At 46.7% G+C, this 19,470-nt stretch carries 18 protein-coding genes; 5 read left to right on the top strand and 13 right to left on the bottom strand.

The window, feature by feature from the left end; all coding sequences use genetic code 11:
- Positions 1-117 precede the first annotated feature (117 nt).
- The gene (locus tag KNO75_RS01825; protein ID WP_074034985.1) at positions 118-423 is read right to left on the bottom strand and encodes a DUF3055 domain-containing protein; all 306 of its coding nucleotides are present in this window, start codon (positions 421-423) and stop codon (positions 118-120) included.
- A 75-nt stretch (positions 424-498) separates the two neighbouring features.
- Between KNO75_RS01825 and aac(6') the strand changes: the two genes are divergently transcribed.
- Positions 499-948, top strand: coding sequence for an aminoglycoside 6'-N-acetyltransferase (aac(6'), locus tag KNO75_RS01820; protein WP_214819551.1), 450 nt, complete (start codon positions 499-501; stop codon positions 946-948).
- Between the two features lie 20 nt (positions 949-968).
- Here aac(6') and lpdA read toward each other — a convergent pair whose 3' ends face one another.
- From lpdA to pdhA, 4 genes are all read right to left on the bottom strand, one after another.
- Positions 969-2,381: a dihydrolipoyl dehydrogenase gene (lpdA, locus tag KNO75_RS01815; protein WP_074034989.1), complete on the bottom strand. Its 1,413-nt coding sequence runs from the start codon at positions 2,379-2,381 to the stop codon at positions 969-971.
- Between the two features lie 4 nt (positions 2,382-2,385).
- Entirely contained in the window at positions 2,386-3,678 is a 1,293-nt protein-coding gene (locus tag KNO75_RS01810) for a dihydrolipoamide acetyltransferase family protein (protein WP_214819549.1), read from the bottom strand.
- Positions 3,679-3,756: 78 nt separating this feature from the next.
- Positions 3,757-4,734 (bottom strand): alpha-ketoacid dehydrogenase subunit beta, encoded by a 978-nt coding sequence (locus KNO75_RS01805; RefSeq protein ID WP_074034993.1) that lies wholly within the window; start codon positions 4,732-4,734, stop codon positions 3,757-3,759.
- A 3-nt stretch (positions 4,735-4,737) separates the two neighbouring features.
- Entirely contained in the window at positions 4,738-5,823 is a 1,086-nt protein-coding gene (gene pdhA / locus KNO75_RS01800; RefSeq protein ID WP_015881258.1) for a pyruvate dehydrogenase (acetyl-transferring) E1 component subunit alpha, read from the bottom strand.
- Between the two features lie 331 nt (positions 5,824-6,154).
- On the opposite strand from pdhA, the gene def reads away from it, so the two are divergent.
- Both def and KNO75_RS01790 read left to right on the top strand, forming a co-directional pair.
- The gene (gene def / locus KNO75_RS01795) at positions 6,155-6,694 is read left to right on the top strand and encodes a peptide deformylase (protein WP_214819547.1); all 540 of its coding nucleotides are present in this window, start codon (positions 6,155-6,157) and stop codon (positions 6,692-6,694) included.
- Between the two features lies 1 nt (position 6,695).
- Positions 6,696-8,321, top strand: coding sequence for an alpha/beta hydrolase (locus KNO75_RS01790; protein ID WP_214695573.1), 1,626 nt, complete (start codon positions 6,696-6,698; stop codon positions 8,319-8,321).
- A gap of 39 nt (positions 8,322-8,360) precedes the next feature.
- Here KNO75_RS01790 and KNO75_RS01785 read toward each other — a convergent pair whose 3' ends face one another.
- Complete coding sequence (locus KNO75_RS01785; RefSeq protein WP_214819545.1) at positions 8,361-9,818, bottom strand: phospholipase D family protein; 1,458 nt, start codon at positions 9,816-9,818, stop codon at positions 8,361-8,363.
- 60 nt (positions 9,819-9,878) lie between these two features.
- A complete protein-coding gene (gene rnjA, locus KNO75_RS01780) occupies positions 9,879-11,546 on the bottom strand; it encodes a ribonuclease J1 (protein ID WP_015881254.1) in 1,668 nt (555 codons plus the stop codon).
- A gap of 200 nt (positions 11,547-11,746) precedes the next feature.
- On the opposite strand from rnjA, the gene KNO75_RS01775 reads away from it, so the two are divergent.
- Complete coding sequence (locus KNO75_RS01775) at positions 11,747-12,535, top strand: Cof-type HAD-IIB family hydrolase (protein ID WP_214819543.1); 789 nt, start codon at positions 11,747-11,749, stop codon at positions 12,533-12,535.
- Between the two features lie 79 nt (positions 12,536-12,614).
- On the opposite strand, the gene KNO75_RS01770 is transcribed toward KNO75_RS01775, so the two are convergent.
- The 5 genes from KNO75_RS01770 to KNO75_RS01750 form a co-directional block, all read right to left on the bottom strand.
- Positions 12,615-13,277 carry a potassium channel family protein gene (locus KNO75_RS01770; RefSeq protein WP_214819541.1) on the bottom strand — a complete coding sequence of 221 codons (663 nt, stop codon included), beginning with the start codon at positions 13,275-13,277 and terminating at the stop codon, positions 12,615-12,617.
- A 132-nt stretch (positions 13,278-13,409) separates the two neighbouring features.
- Entirely contained in the window at positions 13,410-14,441 is a 1,032-nt protein-coding gene (locus KNO75_RS01765) for a cytochrome d ubiquinol oxidase subunit II (protein WP_214819538.1), read from the bottom strand.
- A 14-nt stretch (positions 14,442-14,455) separates the two neighbouring features.
- Positions 14,456-15,844, bottom strand: a complete 1,389-nt coding sequence (locus KNO75_RS01760) for a cytochrome ubiquinol oxidase subunit I (RefSeq protein ID WP_214695568.1) — start codon at positions 15,842-15,844, stop codon at positions 14,456-14,458.
- A 259-nt stretch (positions 15,845-16,103) separates the two neighbouring features.
- The gene (locus KNO75_RS01755; RefSeq protein WP_074035009.1) at positions 16,104-17,225 is read right to left on the bottom strand and encodes an N-acetyldiaminopimelate deacetylase; all 1,122 of its coding nucleotides are present in this window, start codon (positions 17,223-17,225) and stop codon (positions 16,104-16,106) included.
- Positions 17,222-18,100 (bottom strand): transcriptional regulator CcpC, encoded by an 879-nt coding sequence (locus KNO75_RS01750; protein ID WP_214785219.1) that lies wholly within the window; start codon positions 18,098-18,100, stop codon positions 17,222-17,224. The genes KNO75_RS01755 and KNO75_RS01750 overlap by 4 nt, the downstream gene beginning before the upstream one ends.
- A 108-nt stretch (positions 18,101-18,208) precedes the next feature.
- Here KNO75_RS01750 and KNO75_RS01745 point away from each other — a divergent pair, with 108 nt between their 5' ends.
- Positions 18,209-18,595, top strand: coding sequence for a disulfide bond formation protein B (locus KNO75_RS01745; RefSeq protein WP_214748368.1), 387 nt, complete (start codon positions 18,209-18,211; stop codon positions 18,593-18,595).
- A 45-nt stretch (positions 18,596-18,640) separates the two neighbouring features.
- Here the strand turns inward: KNO75_RS01745 and nadE are convergent, their stop codons facing one another.
- Positions 18,641-19,456: an ammonia-dependent NAD(+) synthetase gene (nadE, locus tag KNO75_RS01740; protein WP_214748371.1), complete on the bottom strand. Its 816-nt coding sequence runs from the start codon at positions 19,454-19,456 to the stop codon at positions 18,641-18,643.
- Positions 19,457-19,470: the final 14 nt, after the last annotated feature.

Raw genomic sequence — 19,470 nt, 5'->3', positions numbered from 1 at the left:
TAAAAAATGAGCCGGTCATGGTGACCGGCTCATTTTTTATGTCATCTCAGAAAAGGTGGCTGTAGATGATCGAATTGCTTCCCCTATTGCCTATTATAAGAAAACGCTTACATGTTTTCAAGTGTCAATTTCTTCAGATGCTTCTGTTTTTTCAACTAGGCAGAGTCGTAAAAATTCAGCGACGTGTTCTGTATCATTCAAGTTAATGCCGAGCATCGGATACAATTGACGGGGCTCTTCTAGCGCATGCAGATCGAGAAGGGCCGATTGACCCGTTTGCATACAGACAACTAATACCTTGCCCATGAATTGATGTGTATAGACGAAACCAAAGTCATAGCGGGCAGCTTCTGTCTCAATCCCGGTGAAACGTACACGACTCGTCTCGGATACGGTATATAATAACTCCTCATCGAATGCCATCAGGATTCCCTCCCTTCTCTCTTCACAAGTATTTTCCTTTATACTACAAGTATGAAACCTAAGGAGAGAGTCATCATGAAAATTGAGTATGCCAAACCGTCAAACCAAGAAGCACTCGCGCAATTGATGCATGAGCTATGGCCCGACGCCCCGATTGAGGAATTGCGGATGGAAGTCAAACTCGGTCTTGCTTCAAAAAAAATGCATTATTTCATCGCATCCTATGACACAAAAGCGATTGGATTTTGCCAGCTCAGCTTCCGGCATGACTACGTGCCAGGTTCAAGCATGTCTCCGACAGCCTATGTGGAAGGAATCTATGTCATTGAAGCAGAGCGTCAAAGAGGTGTCGCCGCCCGTCTGATTGATGCTGCCTCAACATTCGCGGCACGTCATGGTTGTATCGAACTGGCATCAGATACCGAACTTGAAAACGAGAGCAGCCAACAGTTCCACGAGAAAATCGGATTCCAAGAAGTCGAACGCGTCGTCACCTATATCAAAAAACTCTCTCACGAAAAGTGAGAGAGTTTTTATTGACGTTCTTATTTAACGACGTGGATTGGCATACCCATTGCGATTTCAGCAGCTTCCATTGCCATCTCACCGAGTGATGGGTGAGCGTGGATTGTAAGTGCGATATCTTCAGCAGTCATACCAGCTTCGATTGCGAGACCAAGCTCAGCAATCATATCTGATGCGCCAGTACCCGCGATTTGAGCACCGATCAAGAGACCGTCCTCTTTGCGAGTGATGAGCTTCATGAAGCCGTCTGGCTCGTCAAGTGCAAGTGCACGACCGTTCGCTGCGAATGGGAATTTCGAAACTGTGATTTCGAGTCCTTCTTCTTTTGCGAGTGGTTCAGTGTAACCAACCGTTGCAAGTTCAGGATCTGTGAAGACGACTGCAGGGATTGCAGAGTAGTCGAGGTAAGCTGGCTTACCTGCTGCTGCTTCCGCTGCGATTTTCGCTTCGTAAGATGCTTTGTGTGCAAGTGGTGGTCCAGGAACGATATCACCGATTGCATAGATGTTTTCGTTCGAAGTCTTACACTGGTCATCGATTTCGATGATTCCACGGTCGCTGATTTTAACGTCCGCGTTCTCAAGGCCGATGTCGCCTGTGTTTGGACGACGACCAACTGTGACGAGGACATAGTCCGCTTCAACAGATTGCTCTTCACCGTTTACTTCAAACTTAACAGTTACGCCGTCTTCCGTTTCTTCGACACCTTTAGCAAGTGCGTTTGTGTGGATTGTGACGTTCCCTTTTTGTTTGAGTTTCTTCTTAACGATTTGCGTCATTTGTGGTTCGAAACCAGACAAGATGTCGCTAGCGCCTTCTACAACAACTACTTCTGTATCGAAGTTAGCGTATGCAGTACCGAGCTCCATACCGATGTATCCACCGCCGATGACGACGAGTTTCTTCGGTACTTCAGGAAGTGCCAATGCGCCAGTTGAAGAAAGGACGCGTTTTGACCATTTGAACGATGGAATCTCGATTGGTGTAGAACCAGTCGCAACGATCGCTTTTTTGAATTTGTAAGGAGTTGAGCTGTCTTCTGTGATGACACGAACTGTGTCTTCAGAAGCGAAGAAAGCTTCACCTTGAACGATTTCAATCTTGTTCCCTTTAAGGAGACCTTTGACACCGCCAGTCAATTTGTTAACAACTGACTGTTTCCAGTCTTGAACTTTTGTGAAGTCCACTGACACGTTGTCAGACGAGATTCCCATTGAATCATGTCCTTTAGCGTGTTGGAAGTTGTGTCCAGCTGTGATCAACGCTTTCGATGGGATACATCCGACGTTTAGGCAGACACCACCGAAGTTGCCTTTCTCAACGATTGTTACTTTCATTCCGAGCTGTGCGCCACGGATTGCGGCAACGTATCCACCAGGACCGGCACCGATGACAAGCAAATCAGTTTCTTGTGCGAATTCTCCTACTACCATGTTCTTATCCCTCCATCATTAGAAGTGCTGGGTCTTCGAGCAAGCGTTTCACCATGTTAAGAGCGTTCTGTGCAGTCGCACCGTCGATGAGGCGGTGGTCAAAGCTGAATGAAAGTGCAAGTACTGGCGCAGCAACGATTTCACCGTTCTTCACGACAGCTTTCTCAGCGATACGGCCGATACCGAGAATTGCAACTTCTGGGTGGTTGATGACAGGTGTGAACCATTGTCCACCAGCAGAACCGATGTTTGTGATTGTGATCGATCCGCCTTTCATGTCTTCCCCAGCGAGCTTACCTTCACGAGCTTTACCTGCAAGTTCGTTAATGTTTGTAGCAAGTGCATAGATTGATTTACGGTCTGCATCTTTTACGACTGGTACAACGAGTCCGTTGTCCGTGTCAGCTGCGATACCGATGTTGTAATAGTTTTTGTAAACGATTTCTTCGTTCACATCATCGATTGAAGCGTTGATTGTTGGGAATGCTTTCGCTGCAGCAGTCAATGCTTTCACGACGAATGGCAAGTACGTGAGTTTCACGCCTTGGTCAGCCGCGACTTGTTTGAAGTCTTTGCGGAGTGCGACGAGTTTTGTAACGTCGACTTCGTCCATGAGCGTAACGTGTGGTGCAGTGTGTTTCGAGTTAACCATAGCTTTCGAGATGGCTTTACGGATTCCACGGATTTTCTCACGTGTTTCAAGTTCTGGAGTCGCTGACTCGTAAGGCTTGATTTCCGTTTTCGCAGCTGCTGCTGGTGCTACAGAATCTGTTTTCTCTGTTGTAGCTTCTGCAGACGGTGCTTCACCGTTCGCGAATGCATCAATGTCTTCTTTCAAGACGCGACCGTTGTCGCCAGAACCGTTTACTTCACGGATGTCGACACCTTTTTCACGTGCATATTTACGGACAGATGGCATTGCGATGACACGCTCAGATTTGTGAAGTTGAACGTCGCGTGGCGCGTCTTCTTTCACATCTTCTTTCACGTCTTCTGTCTTCTCTTCTGCTTTCGGTTGTTCAGGTGCTTCTTCTTCTTCACCTGCTGGTGCGTCGCCTTCGATGTCAAACGAAATGAGGACGTCGCCGACTACGGCAACTGTACCTTCAGAAACTTTAACTTCTTTGACTGTACCGTCGACTGGAGCTGGGATTTCAACGACTGCTTTGTCGTTTTGTACTTCTAAAAGAACATCGTCCTCTTTGACCGTATCCCCTGCTTTTACGAACCACTTGACGATTTCACCTTCGTGAATACCTTCACCGATATCTGGTAATTTAAATTCAAATACTGCCACTGGTTTTTCCTCCCATCAATTCATCATGTAAACACGACAAGGGAGAACATTCTCCCTCATCGTTTATTCAACACGATCTTAGAAGTTCACAACTTCCTTAACTTTTGCAACGACATCTTTATGGTCTGGTAACCACATGTCTTCACCTTGTGCAAATGCAAAGACTGTGTCTGGTGCAGTTACTCGAAGAACTGGTGCTTCGAGGTGAAGAATTGCGCGTTCTTGAATTTCAGTTACAACGTTCGCTGCGATACCTGCTTGACGTTGTGCCTCTTGAACGACGATCGCACGACCTGTTTTCTTAACAGATTCTACGATTGTGTCGATATCAAGCGGGCTCACTGTCATGAGGTCGATGACTTCAACGTTGATGTTTTCTTTTTCGAGTTCTTCCGCTGCTTTAAGTGAAGTATGCACCATCGCACCGTAAGTGATGATTGAAACGTCTGTACCTTCACGTTTCACATCTGCTTTACCGAGTTCGATTGTGTAATCACCTTCAGGTACTTCGCCACGGAATGAACGATACAATTTCATGTGCTCGAGGAACACAACTGGGTCGTTGTCACGGATTGACGCGATCAACAAACCTTTTGCATCGTAAGGAGTCGATGGAATAACGACTTTAAGACCAGGTGTCTGAGCCATCAAACCTTCAAGGCTATCCGCGTGAAGCTCAGGTGTCTTAACTCCACCACCGAATGGTGAACGGATTGTGATTGGTTGGCTGTAAGCGCCGCCTGAACGGTAACGCATACGTGCCATTTGAGCTGCGATTGAGTCAAACACTTCGAATACGAATCCGAAGAACTGGACTTCCATGATTGGACGGAATCCAGTAAGACCTAGACCGATTGCAAGACCACCAATCCCTGATTCAGCGAGTGGCGTGTCGAAGACACGGTCTTCGCCGAGCTCGTCTTGGAGACCTTCCGTCGCACGGAATACCCCACCGTTTTTACCAACGTCTTCTCCGAAGAGAAGTACTTTCTCGTCGCGTTTCATTTCAACGCGCATCGCATCAGTAATCGCTTGGATCATTGTCATTTGAGCCATAACTTACTTCGACTCCTTTGCAGTATATTCTTCAAGCTGTTCTTTCAAGTTTGAAGGAAGTTCTTCGAACATGTTGTTGATGAAGTCCGAAACTTTTTGTTTTGGTTCTTTGTCAGCTTGGCTGATTGCTTCTTTCACATCAGCTTTCGCTTGCTCGATCACTTCGTTCTCCATGTCTTCGTTCCAGAGTTTCTTGTTCTCAAGGAAGAGACGGAAACGCACGAGTGGATCTTTTTCTTGATACTCTGTGTCGAGTTCTTTTGTACGGTAACGTGTTGGGTCATCCCCAGCGAGCGTGTGTGGTCCGTAACGGTAAGTGAGTGACTCGATGAGTGTTGGCGTTCCTTCGAGTGCATCTACGCGAGCTTGTTGTGTCGCTGCAAGCACTGCAAGAACGTCCATTCCGTCTACTTGGATCCCGTTGATTCCAGCTGCAACAGCTTTTTGCGCGATCGTTTTAGCTGCTGTTTGCTTTTCAACTGGCGTCGAAATAGCGAAGCGGTTGTTTTGAACGACGAAGATTGCTGGTGATTTGAATGCACCTGCAAAGTTCAATCCTTCGTAGAAGTCACCTTGTGATGAGCCACCGTCACCTGTGTAAGTAATAGCGACATTTTTGTTGCCGTTGCGTTTGAGGCCCATAGCCACACCCGCAGTTTGAATGATTTGTGCACCGATGATGATTTGCGGCATCAATACGTTGACACCTTCAGGGATGCGGTTTCCTGCCACGTGTCCACGTGAGAACAAGAACGCTTGATAAAGCGGAAGTCCGTGGAATACGAGTTGTGGAATATCACGGTATCCTGGAAGGATCCAGTCCTCTTTGTCGAGCGCGTATTGCGTCCCGATCATCGTCGCTTCTTGACCTGCCACTGGCGCGTAGAATCCTAGGCGTCCTTGACGGTTAAGTGAGATGGCGCGTTGGTCCCAGATTCGAGTATAGACCATGCGGCGCATGAGTTCCTGAAGTTGCTCGTCCGTTAGGTCAGGCATTGCGTCTTGGTTGACGACCTCACCCTTCTCGTCGAGAATACGGAACGTTTGGAAGTTTTCTTCCACGTTTTGAAGTACCTGAACGTTGTTCATTCGTTTCACCTCATCCTTTCAACTATGAGACAATTGTCTTTTTTGTGATCAAACACTATCTCAAATCTTACGTGTATCTGTCCAAAAAAGCAATCTGTATTAACGTAATTCAGGAAAGTTATGCTCTCCTGCCGTTTCCTAGTTAGTATAAAACGGGTTGTTATAATAACGCAAAAAATATGCTTACTGAAATAAAACGCTTACATTCAAGGGATATGACATTCATTTTGCCTCTGTATCATTTTCGTTTCACCTTCTGTACCATCCACATTCTTCTCCTTTTAAATATGATATAATCAATCATATATGTTTTATAGAAAGGAAGTTGCACATGTTAACGATGAAAGACGTCATTCGCGAAGGAGACGAACGACTCCGCACACGTTCAATTGAAGTACCGATTCCGCCAACCGAAGAGGACTTGGCGCTACTTGACGAGATGGAGACGTTCCTCGTCAATAGTCAAGACCCAGAGATGAGCGAAAAATACGAGTTACGAGGTGGTGTCGGAATCGCCGCGCCACAACTCGGTGTAACCCGTCGTTTCTTCACAGTCTTGCTAAAAGAAGAGGAAGAAACGTTCAAACTCTCGATTTTCAATCCTAAAATCACAAGCCACTCCGTCGAACAGACATTTTTAAATGGTGGGGAAGGATGTTTGTCGGTCGACCGCGTGGTCAAAGGAAATGTACCTCGTTTTCGTCGAATCACATTAGAAGGGTTTGACCGAGACGGACAACCAATTAAGCTTCGTCTTCGGGGTATGCGCGCGATCGTGTGTCAGCACGAGCTCGACCATTTGGACGGTATTTTATTCTATGACCGAATCAATACGTCGAATCCGCTAGACACATACGGCGAACCGATCTAACATGTTTAGCTCGAGAAAAAGGGCACTGTTGTTACTATTCCCATTTTTATTTCTTTTAATCGGCGGATGTGTGCGCATTAATTACGATGCGACCGTGCATTACGATCAATCCGTTTCACTCGAAACCACTTATGCTTTCCGCGACCACCCAGTGATGAAGTTGCTCAATCTCAGGCTCGACTGGGATACGTGGAAGGAGCAGGCCGAGGATAATGGGTACGAGACTGAAGATTATTCGAGCGCCGATGATTATGAAGGGATGGTCTTGAAGAAGACGTTCCGCAATGTGGATGAGTTACAACAGATTAAAGAAGAATGGAAAACCGGTCCAGCCGGAATTCTCGTCCCACCTGACATTCAATTCGATATCGAGCAACGAGAAGGCATCTGGTTCGACTCTTACACGATGCAGACGAACCTCGATCTTCGACTTGATCAGGTTGACTTACCGGGTGTCGAACTATCGGGCTCCCCGAAGAAATTAGCGGAGCGATATATCCGTCAAGCCGATATCCGGTTTAATCTGACTGTTCCGACCGGTGTGTTCGTGGAAGACGGGACTGGCCTTGACCTTCGCTCCATGAAGCATGTCGAGTGGCAAGTGTACGGTGGTCGCCAAAATAATTTAACACTCGTCGCCCATGTGCCAAACGTTAAAGCATGGGTGATCACCATCATCGTATTTGTGGGAGCGATTATTTTAGGGTATTTCATTTGGCGCAAGTATCGAAAAAACGTCGGTAACCCTAGGGAAACATCGATTCGTTCGCGCCTGTTAGGGTTATTGATTGTCTCCCTTTCACTCGTATTGATTGTCGGGACATTCCGACAAGAATTGGCGAATGAGCGACAATCCGAGGCGATTCGCCAAGCGTCGCAGACGAACGAGTTTATCCCCACTTTCGCGGTGCATGGTCTACTCGGGACTGACCGAACGTTCCTCCGCTTCTCGCAAGCGATGGAAGAGAGTGGTCAGGCTACCGACGGCGCCCTTTGTACGGTAACTGTCAAAGGAAAAACCGATTGCGAAATTTATGACTATAGCTCGAATCGTCCAATCGTTCGAATCGAGTTCGAGGATGCAGAAGCTTCTTTGAACAATCAAACGAAATGGTTAAATTCAGCCATTGAAACGTATAAGAAAACGAGAAACCGCTCATTCGATCGCATGTATATCCTCGGTCATAGTATGGGTGGCGTTGCAGCAGCCAACTACATTTTGAACCAGGAGACATACATCGTCGACAAGTTCGTCACGTTTGATAGTCCATTCGGCGGCACTCGACTCGCAAACTTTGGCCTATCGGCTAGTAACTTTGGAATCAACACAGGTAGCCCAGCTATCCGTGACTTATCACCCAACTCGGACGGGCTACAAGCGTTCCAGTCAAAACTGGAGACATGGCCACGATCCGTACAAGTGCTATCCTTCTCTGGACGAGGCGGCGAGTTCAATCTGATTGAGCCGGAGAGTTCTCTGTTACTAGAAGAATATACGAATAACATTCAAACAGAGACCGTACCGTACGATCATTTCTCGCTTCACCGTAAGAGTGACGTCTTGAAAGAGACCGGAAAATTCTTATATGAGTATACGAATGAGTTTAATCCAATCGAGACGAATTAACGTCAAAACAGCTATCCCCAATTTGAGGATAGCTGTTTTTTAGTACGTCATCGTCCATGTCACTTTTTGAAGCCAATACATCACATACTTTCCAAGCGGGATGTCGGTTTGAATCTCGTCATATGCCACTGTGTACGTTCCATTCTCGTTATTCCATAAGCGATTGAAATAATCGTCTACTTCATCAAAGAAAACTGTATCCTCTTCTCCTTTTACCTCGACGTCTGCCTCAAGGTTGTAATCGTTCATATTTCGTGTCGTATAATTTCCGGAACCTAAGACGACTGTCTTCTCTTCTCCATCCACATATAGGATTTTTGGATGATATTGTTCCTTGCCGACATCATACCAACGAATTTCGATCTGTTCAGGATTGACGGTATTCAGTTCTGCCGTTACAGGTAAGTTCGGCAATCCCGATTTTGAGCGACCAAAAGCGTTCGTATTGGGGTCGAGAATCATGTTCACGGTCACACCTCGGCCAGCGGCATCCTCAATCGCTTGAATAATATTTCGGTCAGCCAAGTAGAACATGCCGATCCAAATCGTATCTCCGTCTTCCGCTCCATTCATCGCATCGAGCACCGACTCCTGAATCTTTCCTTCCGTTACGTAACGAATCTCCATCGGCGCATCGTTCGGCGCGCTCTCGATCTTCGATAATGCGTCATCGTCCGGGAAACGTCGTGCATCGCCTTTTGAGAACGTCGCGACTGCTTGTTCCCCTTTAGCTATCTCTTTTAAAATGGGTCCTTTTAAATGAACACCGACATTTGAGTGATACCCACTCGCATCATGCGGGTTCGCCGATAATACGAACCCTTCATTTTCTGTCACCATCACTTTTCGGTGGTTCGCTTTAATGTTCAGCAATCTTAAATACGCCCGAACGGTAATATCCGGTGCCGACGAGGCCATCGGATTCGGCAACCATCCGTCCTGACTATCCCCAAACCATTGAAGCGCCATCCGATAAAACGTGGAGTACAAAATGTTTGGGTCACGAAGTGCGTCGAGATTCGTGTACACAACTTCCACCCCCGCCTCTTCGAGCACATCGAAGTGGTCGGAGACGTGCCCGTTATACGTCGTATTGATATCGTCTGTAATAAAGACGACTTTCAAGTCCGGGTATCGCTCCATTTGCTCCAGCAGCGCTGATGATAATCGCGCCGTGATATCCGGATATTGCCGGTCTTCATTGGAATATGGATTGAATAAGAAAAAGTCCATGACGATATATTCCTCGGCTTCCTGAATCGCTCGCTCGACTTCCTTAAAAATTTCTTGCTCGACAATCTCCGTATCCTCTCCTTGATATGTCAAATCATGAAGAAAGTCGATTTGATCATCCGAAATGAGATAAGGTTCAGATTGTCGTGACACCCCATCCGGTAACGGTTTTACTTGGTGATACACAAGTGTGATGAGAAAAATGACAGCGATGATGGCTAATCCCCACTTGAGCCAGCCTTTTTTCTTTTTTTCTTTAGCCATGAGTTCCCCTCCTTCTTTACGGTTCAAAAAAAGGACTGTAGTCACCTACAGCCCGTTAGATCATACTTCCATAATAATCGGCAGGACCATCGGGTGTCTCCGCGTCTTTTGTGCCAAATACGGTGTGAGCGTATCGGATACGAGTTGCTTCATCTCCGACCACTTCATCTGTTTATTTGACAGCCCTTGCTCGACGGTTTTCTTCAACAGACGTTCGCCGTCACGAATCAAGCTACCCGATTCACGCATATAGACGAAACCACGCGAGATGATATCCGGTCCTGAAACGAGTTTACGTGTCTTGCCATCGATACTGATGACAACGACGACAAGTCCATCTTCAGAAAGGATACGACGATCCCTTAATACAATATTCCCGATATCGCCGATTCCATTCCCATCAATGTAAACGGCGTTCGCAGAAATTTTACCAGTGACCGCAGCCGACTCAGAATCGACAGCGAGCACTTCCCCGTTATCCATGACGAAGCTATTTTCTTTCGGAATCCCGACTGATTCAGCAAGCTCCGCATGTTTCTTCAACATGCGATACTCTCCGTGAATCGGCATAAAGAATTTTGGATTGAGAAGACGAATCATCAACAACTGTTCTTGTTGTGAACCGTGTCCAGACGTATGAATGTTCGTTAACTTCCCGTAAACGACGTCAGCCCCTGCTTTATACAACTGGTCAATCGTCTTGCCGACCGAAATGGCGTTCCCCGGAATCGGAGAAGATGAGAAGATGACCGTATCCCCTGGGATGATCGACACTTGACGGTGTGTCCCGTTCGCGATCCGACTAAGCGCGGCCATCGGTTCACCTTGTGAACCGGTACAAAGAATGGCAATCTCGTTCGGGTCATAGTGACGCATTTGATTCGCTTCAATGATCATCCCTTTCGGAACGTTGATGAATCCGAGCTCTTGCCCGATCGTCATGACTTTCTCCATGGAGCGACCGAAAATCATGAGGTGACGACCTGTCTCAGCACACGCATCGACGACTTGTTGTAATCGATAAATGTTCGATGCAAATGTGGCGAAGATGATTCGACCGTCCGCTTTACGGAACGTCTCGCTAATCGTCCCCCCGACGACGCTCTCACTCATCGTGAAGCCTTCGACTTCCGCATTTGTCGAGTCAGACAAGAGACAGAGCACGCCTTCTTTTCCAATCTCCGCCATCTTGGCGAGGTCGGCCGGTTCACCGACTGGAGTAAAGTCGAACTTGAAGTCACCCGTATGGACGATGTTCCCTTGTGGTGTTTTGACGACAACGCCGAGCGAGTTCGGAATCGAGTGCGTCGTTCGGAAGAACGAAATGCTCGTTTTACGGAACTTGATGAGTGAATCCTCATCGATTTCGTGGAGTTCCGCCTCACGCAACAATCCATGCTCCTCGAGTTTTACTTTAATCAAACCAAGCGCAAGTTTCGTAGCGTAAATCGGTAACTGAACTTGCTTGAGTAAGAATGGAATTCCCCCGATATGGTCTTCGTGACCGTGCGTGATGAATACCCCTTTTACTTTGTCCTTGTTCTTAATCAAATACGAGTAATCCGGAATCACATAGTCAATCCCAAGCAAGTCATCCTCTGGGAACATGATTCCCGCATCGATGACGATGATTTCATCTTGGAATTGAACAACGTATGTGTTCTTCCCGATTTCTCCTAGTCCGCCTAATGCGAACACGGCTGTTTGGTGGTTCTTAACAAACTTCATTTAATCTCTCCTTACTTCAATTATTAATACATCTATGTGAAACATAAGTGATTCTCGAATATGTCCGTAAGATTCTTTTTTCATTATAGCTCATATCATGGCAATATTTCACTAACGATGTGATATTCGTGGTAGTTTCCCTATTTCGTGTTATCCTTTTAGTGGGATCGAAAAACATATTTTTTAGACAAAGAGAAAGAATGGTGAATCAAATGGAAGATCAAAAAGTTGTTTTTTTCGACATTGACGGCACACTCTTGCATGAAGGTAGCTATATTCCACCTTCAACGATTTCAGCGATTCAAGCGCTTCGTGAAAACGGCGTCGAGACATTTATCGCGACGGGACGAGGACCAGCGATGTTATCAGATATCCCGGAACGTGTCGGAATCGATAGCCTTGTTTGTTACAACGGTCAAATCGTCGTGCATAAAGGTGAAATCGTATATCGTAACACGCTATCTAAAGATGCACTCGGTCGTTTGACGACTCATGCCACTTCGAACAACCATACCCTCGTCTATCTAGGACAAGATCGCGGCGGCGCTTCAAAACCGGATGACGCCATCGTCAAGCAATCTCTTGGAGAACTCGACATGCCGATTCCGCGCTACGAACCAAACTTCCACACAGAAGAAGACGTCTATCAAACGCTCCTTTACTGTACACCTGAAGATGAGCATCACTATCTCGACGCCTATCATGAGTTCGACTTCATCCGCTGGCATCCACATGCGATGGACGTCATCAATAAAGGTGCAAGTAAAGCCGACGGCATTCGTCACTTTATCGAAGCGAACGGTTATCGACTCGAGAATACGTACGCGTTTGGAGACGCTTTGAACGACTTGGCCATGCTCCAATATGTAGGGACAGGGATTGCCATGGGAAATGCTCGTTCTGAAGCGAAAGACGTTGCGGACTTTGTAACAAAATCGATTCTTGAAGATGGCATCGAATATGGATTGAAAGCGATGAAATTAATTTAGAAAAAGAGACCTCTTGCGTCAAACCGCCGAGTTGGATCAATCGATTCAACGATCACGGTATCGCTCAAGAGGTCTTTTTTTATTTCGAACGTAACGTCCGTTCAAGCCTGTCTAAATCAGTATCTTTTCCGATGATAATCAAAATATCTTCCGATAAGATCATCTCATCCGCCTGCGGCGAAATGATGACATCATCATCACGACGAATGGCGACAATGTTGACCCCATACTTCGCACGGAAGTCCAAATCGATGAGCGATTTGTTCGATAACTTATCTGACGCTTTAATTTCAACAATCGAATGTTCATTTGATAATTCAAGATAATCTAAAATGCTCTGGCTCATCAAACCGTTTGCGATTCGAACACCCATGTCACGTTCTGGGTGGACGATATTATCTGCACCGATGCGACGGAGAACTTTTTCATGGTAATCGTTTGTCGCTTTGACAGTGATGATTTGGACGCCAAGTTCTTTTAAGATCAACGTCGTTAAAATCGAAGCTTGAATGTTTTCACCGATGGCAACGATGACGTGTTCAAAGTTACGAATCCCCAAACTCTTCAACACGTTTTCATCTGTCGTATCCGCGATCACGGCATGAGTGGCCAAACCCATGAACTCATTGACGCGTTCTTCATCTAAATCGATGGCAAGGACGTCATATCCGTTTGAAGACAACTCACGGACGATTGACCCACCAAACCGCCCTAATCCAATGACTGCAAATTCACCTGTCATGATATTACATCCCTTTCCTACACATGTTCTCTTCTTGATTCTTCGTTCAGTGTAACTGATTCCACTTGAAAACTCTATATAAAAAAACAAGATGGGATTTCCTCCGTGTGAAGGAAATCCCATCTTTTAAAATCATGCTTTTCCACTTGAACGTTTCCCACGTACATAATCGTTATCAAACAGGAACAAACGGAGCAACAAGTAGAGCGCCGGAACGAGCAGGAGCAATCCTAAGATGAATACGACGACGAGTGCCACCGCCATCGACTCGTTGACGACACTTCCGTTGATATCGATGTACGGATACAAGATATACGGTAAGTGTGAATATCCGTAGCCGAACCACGCCATGAAGAATTGTCCCATGACCATCAAGAAGGCAATCCCGTAGTTTCGCTTCATATAGACGAATGAGACGGCAATCACGAAGAAGAGGAAGCTCATTGCGAACCACCACCAATTACCTCCGAGAATGCTCTCATAGTGCCAAGCAGCTTGAGACTTCAAACCGAAGAAGACGAGCCCAGAAGCGATAATCGTCGGAACGCTCCAGAAGAGCGCCCATTTTCTGACGAGTTCGACCGCATTTTGATCGCGTGCCTTATCCGCATAGAACAAAAGGAACATCGCGCTGATATAGAGTACCGAAACAATCGCCAAGATGACGACAGTCCATGAATAGAAGTTAGTGAATAACTTCGCGCCGTCAAAGATGACGCCGTTTTCCGTCTCAGTGATGAACCCACCTTGACTGACCGTCAACACCGTCGACATCGAAGCCGGGATGAGTAATCCTGTGGCTCCGTAAAGGAACATATACAACGTGCTTTCTTTTGACCCGTAGTTCGCGAATGCGTAAAAACTACCACGTATCGCAAGTAAAATCAACACGACGGATGCCGGAACGAGCAATGCCGTCCCATAGTAATAAGCTGTATCCGGAAAGAATCCGACAATCCCGACGAAAAAGAAGACGAAAAACACGTTCGTCACTTCCCACGTCGGTGACAAATACCGTTTAACGAGACGGTTCACTAAGTGATCTCGTTTTGTATAACGGCTATAGAATGCGAAGAAGCCAGCACCGAAGTCAATCGATGCGACGATGAGATAGCCGTATAGGAATGTCCATAGGACGGCAATCCCCAACTCTTGAATTTGCATGTCATACCCTCCGATCACACTTCATCCGCAAACATCGCTTCACCACGATGTTCGGATTGTTTTAGTTCTTTCCCTACTGGGTTCTCTTTGAACAGACGTGATAGAACGACCACTGTGACTGTTCCGAGTACCGCATAGAGGATCGCGAAAGCGACAAGCATCCAACCAACATTTGCCGACGTCGTAGCTGCTTCACTCGTACGCATCAACTCATAAAGTGCCCACGGTTGGCGACCAAATTCAGCGAAGAACCAACCGAATTCAATCGCTGCCATCGCAAGCGGTCCACCGGCTGCAATCGCAAAGAGCATCGGTTTACTGAACTGGTTCAAACGTTTAATATAACGCCCTAATACAAATAGGAAGGAGATGAGCGCTAAAAGCATCCCGATTCCGACCATCGCATCAAACAAGTAGTGAACAAAGAGCGGTGGCTGGTCTTCTTTCGCAAATTCATCGAGACCTGTCACTTCATAGTTCGGAACACCACCAGCAAGAATTGAAAGCGCGTAAGGAATTTTTAAGGCGCCTCGAACTTCATATCCGCCTTCACCGTCATCTTCTAACCAACCACCAAGAATCAACTCAGCCTCGGAGGAGGTTTCAAAATGCCATTCCGCTGCTGCTAATTTATCCGGCTGATATTGTGCCAAATACTTACCTGAGAAGTCTCCGACAAGTGCTGTCGCAATCGCAAAAATCAAAGCGACTGTCATCGTCAAGCGAAGACCTTTTTTGTGATATTCAATCGACATCTTGTCGAGTTGATTACGACGTTGACGTAACAACTGTACAGCTGCAATCGCTGCTAGGATGAACGCAGACGTTAAAATCGCAGACGTCAGTACGTGTGCCATCTTCGTCGGCATAGCTGGACTAAACATCGCTTCAAGCGGACTGACGTTCGCTAAACGACCATCGACAATATCGAACCCTACTGGTTGGTTCATAAAGCTGTTTACCGTTGTGATAAAGAACCCAGAGAATAATGCACCGACTGCGACTGGAATCCCGAGTAGCATGTGATGCCACGGGTTTTTAAACCGATCCCACGTATACAAGTAAATCCCAAGGAAAATCGCTTCGAAGAAGAAAGCGAACGTCTCCATGAATAGTGGAAGTGCAATCGTTTGACCCGCGACGCGCATCAAGTTCGGCCATAATAGCGAAAGCTGTAGACCGATTGCTGTACCCGTTACAACCCCGACAGCTACTGTCACGACATACCCGCGTGACCACCGGCGAGCCATAAGGGTATATTTCGGGTCTTTTTTACGAATTCCTAAAAATTCTGCCAATAAGATTAAAAGTGGAACCCCGACGCCGAGTGTGGCAAAAATCACATGAAAACCTAATGTGAGTGCCGTCAATGCTCGGCTCATCAGGACAGGATCTTGAAACATCTATTGATTACCTCCTATCTCTCTCTATCGCTTCGAACCCATGTATGAAACGACAATCACAGATGAATACCCTTCGATACTTCCATCATAATGATTTTATATTGCGCTGTAATGTCTCAATGCTCGAGTTTGCAAAATGTTCACATTTGAGCAATCGCCACAGAATTGTCGCTTTACATTCATATTTGATTCCCTTTTTGCTCACACTTCACTCTTTTTGGGGCACACTAAAAGCGGTCTCAATGGAGACCGCTTCGTGTTATTGAATCATGACCGTGCGGAAATAGTGGTCAAACAATTCGATGGCTACTTCAATCGCTCGTTCGTCCGGGTTGAGTGTCGATTGATGGAGACCCGACCCCATATCGTTCACACCTAGCCAAACCATGAATCCAGGAACTTGTTTCAGCATATATCCGAAGTCTTCCCCTGTCATGGCAGGAACACATGTCTTATACGAATACCCTACCTCTTCGACCGCTTCTTCGAACTGATAAAGATAGCGCTCATCGTTGACGACCTCATGATAACGATTGCCGAATTCAAGGTCGATCTGAACATTATACGTCATTTCGACACCGGCGATGATTTGACGAATTCGGCTCTCGAGTACAACCATCTCCTTGTCAGATAACGCTCGTACCGTTCCATCTAACTTGGCTGTATCGGCGATGATGTTCTCTTTTGTTCCCGCTGCGACTTTCCCGATGCTGACGACCGCACTTCCCATCGGATCAATGTTCCGTGAAACGATGGTTTGCAGTTGCATGATGAGGGCGGCTTGGACGATAACGGCATCAATTCCTGCGTGAGGGAATGCACCGTGCCCTCCCTTTCCATGAATCGTAATATGGAGTTCACGTGCACTTGCGAATAATACACCTGGTCTAGAAGCTACCATCCCGACCGGATATTCAGGCGCGACATGTAATCCAAATAGCGCGTCCGGACGGAAGTGATAGAATAATTCGGATTTCGCCATCGGTTCTGCCCCGCCTGGCCCTTCTTCAGCTGGTTGGAAGAAGACAACAAGATGGTGGTTGAACGGGACTTCGACCGCTCGTTTGATTAATCCGAGCGCGATAGACATATGGACATCATGACCGCACGCATGCATCATACCCTCGTGAATCGATGCAAACTCCAATCCGGTCTCCTCGGTAATCGGCAACCCATCCATGTCGGCTCGGTACCCGATTGTCTTCTCCCCGACGAGACCATCCACGCGAACGAAAAGACCCGTCCGCCAGTGCGTGATATGAACACGCGGCGAATCGAGCGAACGGATCAGTTGTTCGAGAGTCGCCTGTGTTTTGAATTCTTCATATCCAGCTTCCGGGATTAAATGCAGTTGTCTTCTTGCTTCGATTGCCCAATTCATGATTCAGTCTCCTTCGTAACTTCTTCAACAATGTTCCAAAATGCTTGTACTTGTGCCAATTCCAACATCGATTCTGTCGACAGCATCCACGTGTCCCGAACGAGCGGGACACCACTCGAGGACGTCAACGGAATCTTGTTCATTTCATTGACATCTTTAATGGTCGACTCCGGTAAAATGGCGAAGCCGATTCCATGTAACGCCATCTGTTTACACGTTTCAATCTGGTCTACGACGAGTGTGGTGAGCGGCGGGCTCGAAAATCGTTCCTGCCACCATTCTAATATTTCCTGGTAATATGTCGAGTCGCTCTTAAATTGAATAAATGATCGTTCGTTATTTTTTAGTTGGGACAGGTCTGTCATTTTTAAATCGACCAAGTGTAAGGAGTCAGAGAACAGCTTCATCCGCTCCCCGCGCCAATCCGGATTTCCTCGAATGATGCCGATATGAAAATTCTCCTCAAGCATGTAACGCATCATTTCACTCGACCATCCGGTGACTAACTTGACACGGACAGACGGATATCGCTCCACGAACGTCTTTAACACTTTCGGGAGCCAATACTGACCCATGATGGAAGCAACAGCAATCTTTAACGTCCCGTATACTTCTCCAGGATTTGCTGTGAGCTCGCTTCGCAACTCTTGTTCTTCACTGTACATCTTCTTGGCGAACTCGATGATTTTCTCCCCATCTGGCGTCAAGGCAAGACCGCGTGTCGAACGGACAAAAATCTTTTTTCCCCATTGATGTTCAATCGTCACGAGCCGTTGACTGAGCGCCGGTTGAGAGACGAATAACCGCTCCGCCGCTTTGCGCATATTCAATTCTTCTGCAAGGATAATTAACACTTCTACTTCCGATACTTGCATGACGTCACCTGTTTCTCTATCGTTTGAAAGATTGTATACTGAATAAGTATTTGTTTCAATGTATCATATCATGTTTATTCATCAATTTGATTGTTAGGAGGAAATCTGATGCAACGTCATCATTTCGCCTTTATCGTTGCGACCGTCGCGACGCTTGGCAGCCTTTACTTCTCTGAAGTCATGCTTTTCTTACCATGTAAACTGTGTTGGTTCCAACGCATCTTTATGTATCCACTCGCCATCTATTACTTGACAATCATGTTGACCGCCCGTGATGTGAATCGATTGTTCGTCGGAATCATGGCCGGTGCCGGCTGGTGTATCAGTCTCTATCACGTCATCCTAGAACGTATTCCGAACGGAGAAGCCTTCTGCACGAACGACTGTCTCATTCGCTGGGTGAATTATTTCGGCTTTGTTACCATCCCACTTCTCAGTTTTATCGCCTTTACATGTATTCTCATCATCCAATTCGTCCCGTTCAAAAAAGCGTAAGACATACAAAGGAGAAGCCGTCATCAAGACGGCTTCTCCTTTCTCTTATTGCCACCACTCGTCGTACAGTGAAGCAGGCATATGATGCTTATGACGTGAACGTTTGAAAATCGTCTCAATCCGCTCTGCAATCACCGGATCGATGGATTTACCTTCTAAATAATCATCTAATTGGTCATATGTCATGCCAAGCGCCACTTCGTCAGGCAGGCCAGGACGACCGTCTTCAAGATCTGCTGTCGGCACTTTATAAATGACTCGTTCATGCGCCTCTAGTTCGTGAAGCAACGCCTTCCCTTGACGTTTGTTCAAACCAGTCAACGGTGTGAGGTCACACGCCCCGTCTCCATGTTTCGTGTAGAATCCCGTCACATATTCCGCTGCATGGTCCGTACCGACGACAAGGGCACCAAACGTTGCCGCGATGTCATATTGCGCCTTCATCCGTTCACGCGCTTTCGTGTTCCCTTTATGGAAGTCACTCAACTCAAGACCCGTCGCTTGTCGGAACGCTTCTACCGATGCGTCGACGGCAGGCTTGATATTGACAGTGAGGGACTTGTCCGGACGGATGAACTCGAGGGCGAGTTGGGCATCATCTTCATCATGTTGTTCGCCATACGGTAATCTTACCGCATAAAACGTGTAGTCCCCCGCATCTTCTGCTCGTAGTTCTTCCATGGCGAGCTGACATAACTTCCCTGCCAAACTCGAGTCTTGTCCCCCTGAAATTCCGAGGACAAGTCCTTTTGCACCGGCACGTTTCACATACGCTTTCAAGAAATCGATTCGTTGACGAATCTCTGCCTGCGGATCGATGGTCGGTTTGACATGTGTTGATTCGATAATATGTTGTTGCATGAATGACCCTCCCA

Source organism: Exiguobacterium sp. s35, assembly GCF_018617535.1.
GTDB classification, from domain to species: Bacteria; Bacillota; Bacilli; order Exiguobacteriales; family Exiguobacteriaceae; genus Exiguobacterium; species Exiguobacterium aestuarii.
Note: the sequence above shows the minus strand (reverse complement) of the source record. Positions and strands in the feature narration are given on the sequence as shown.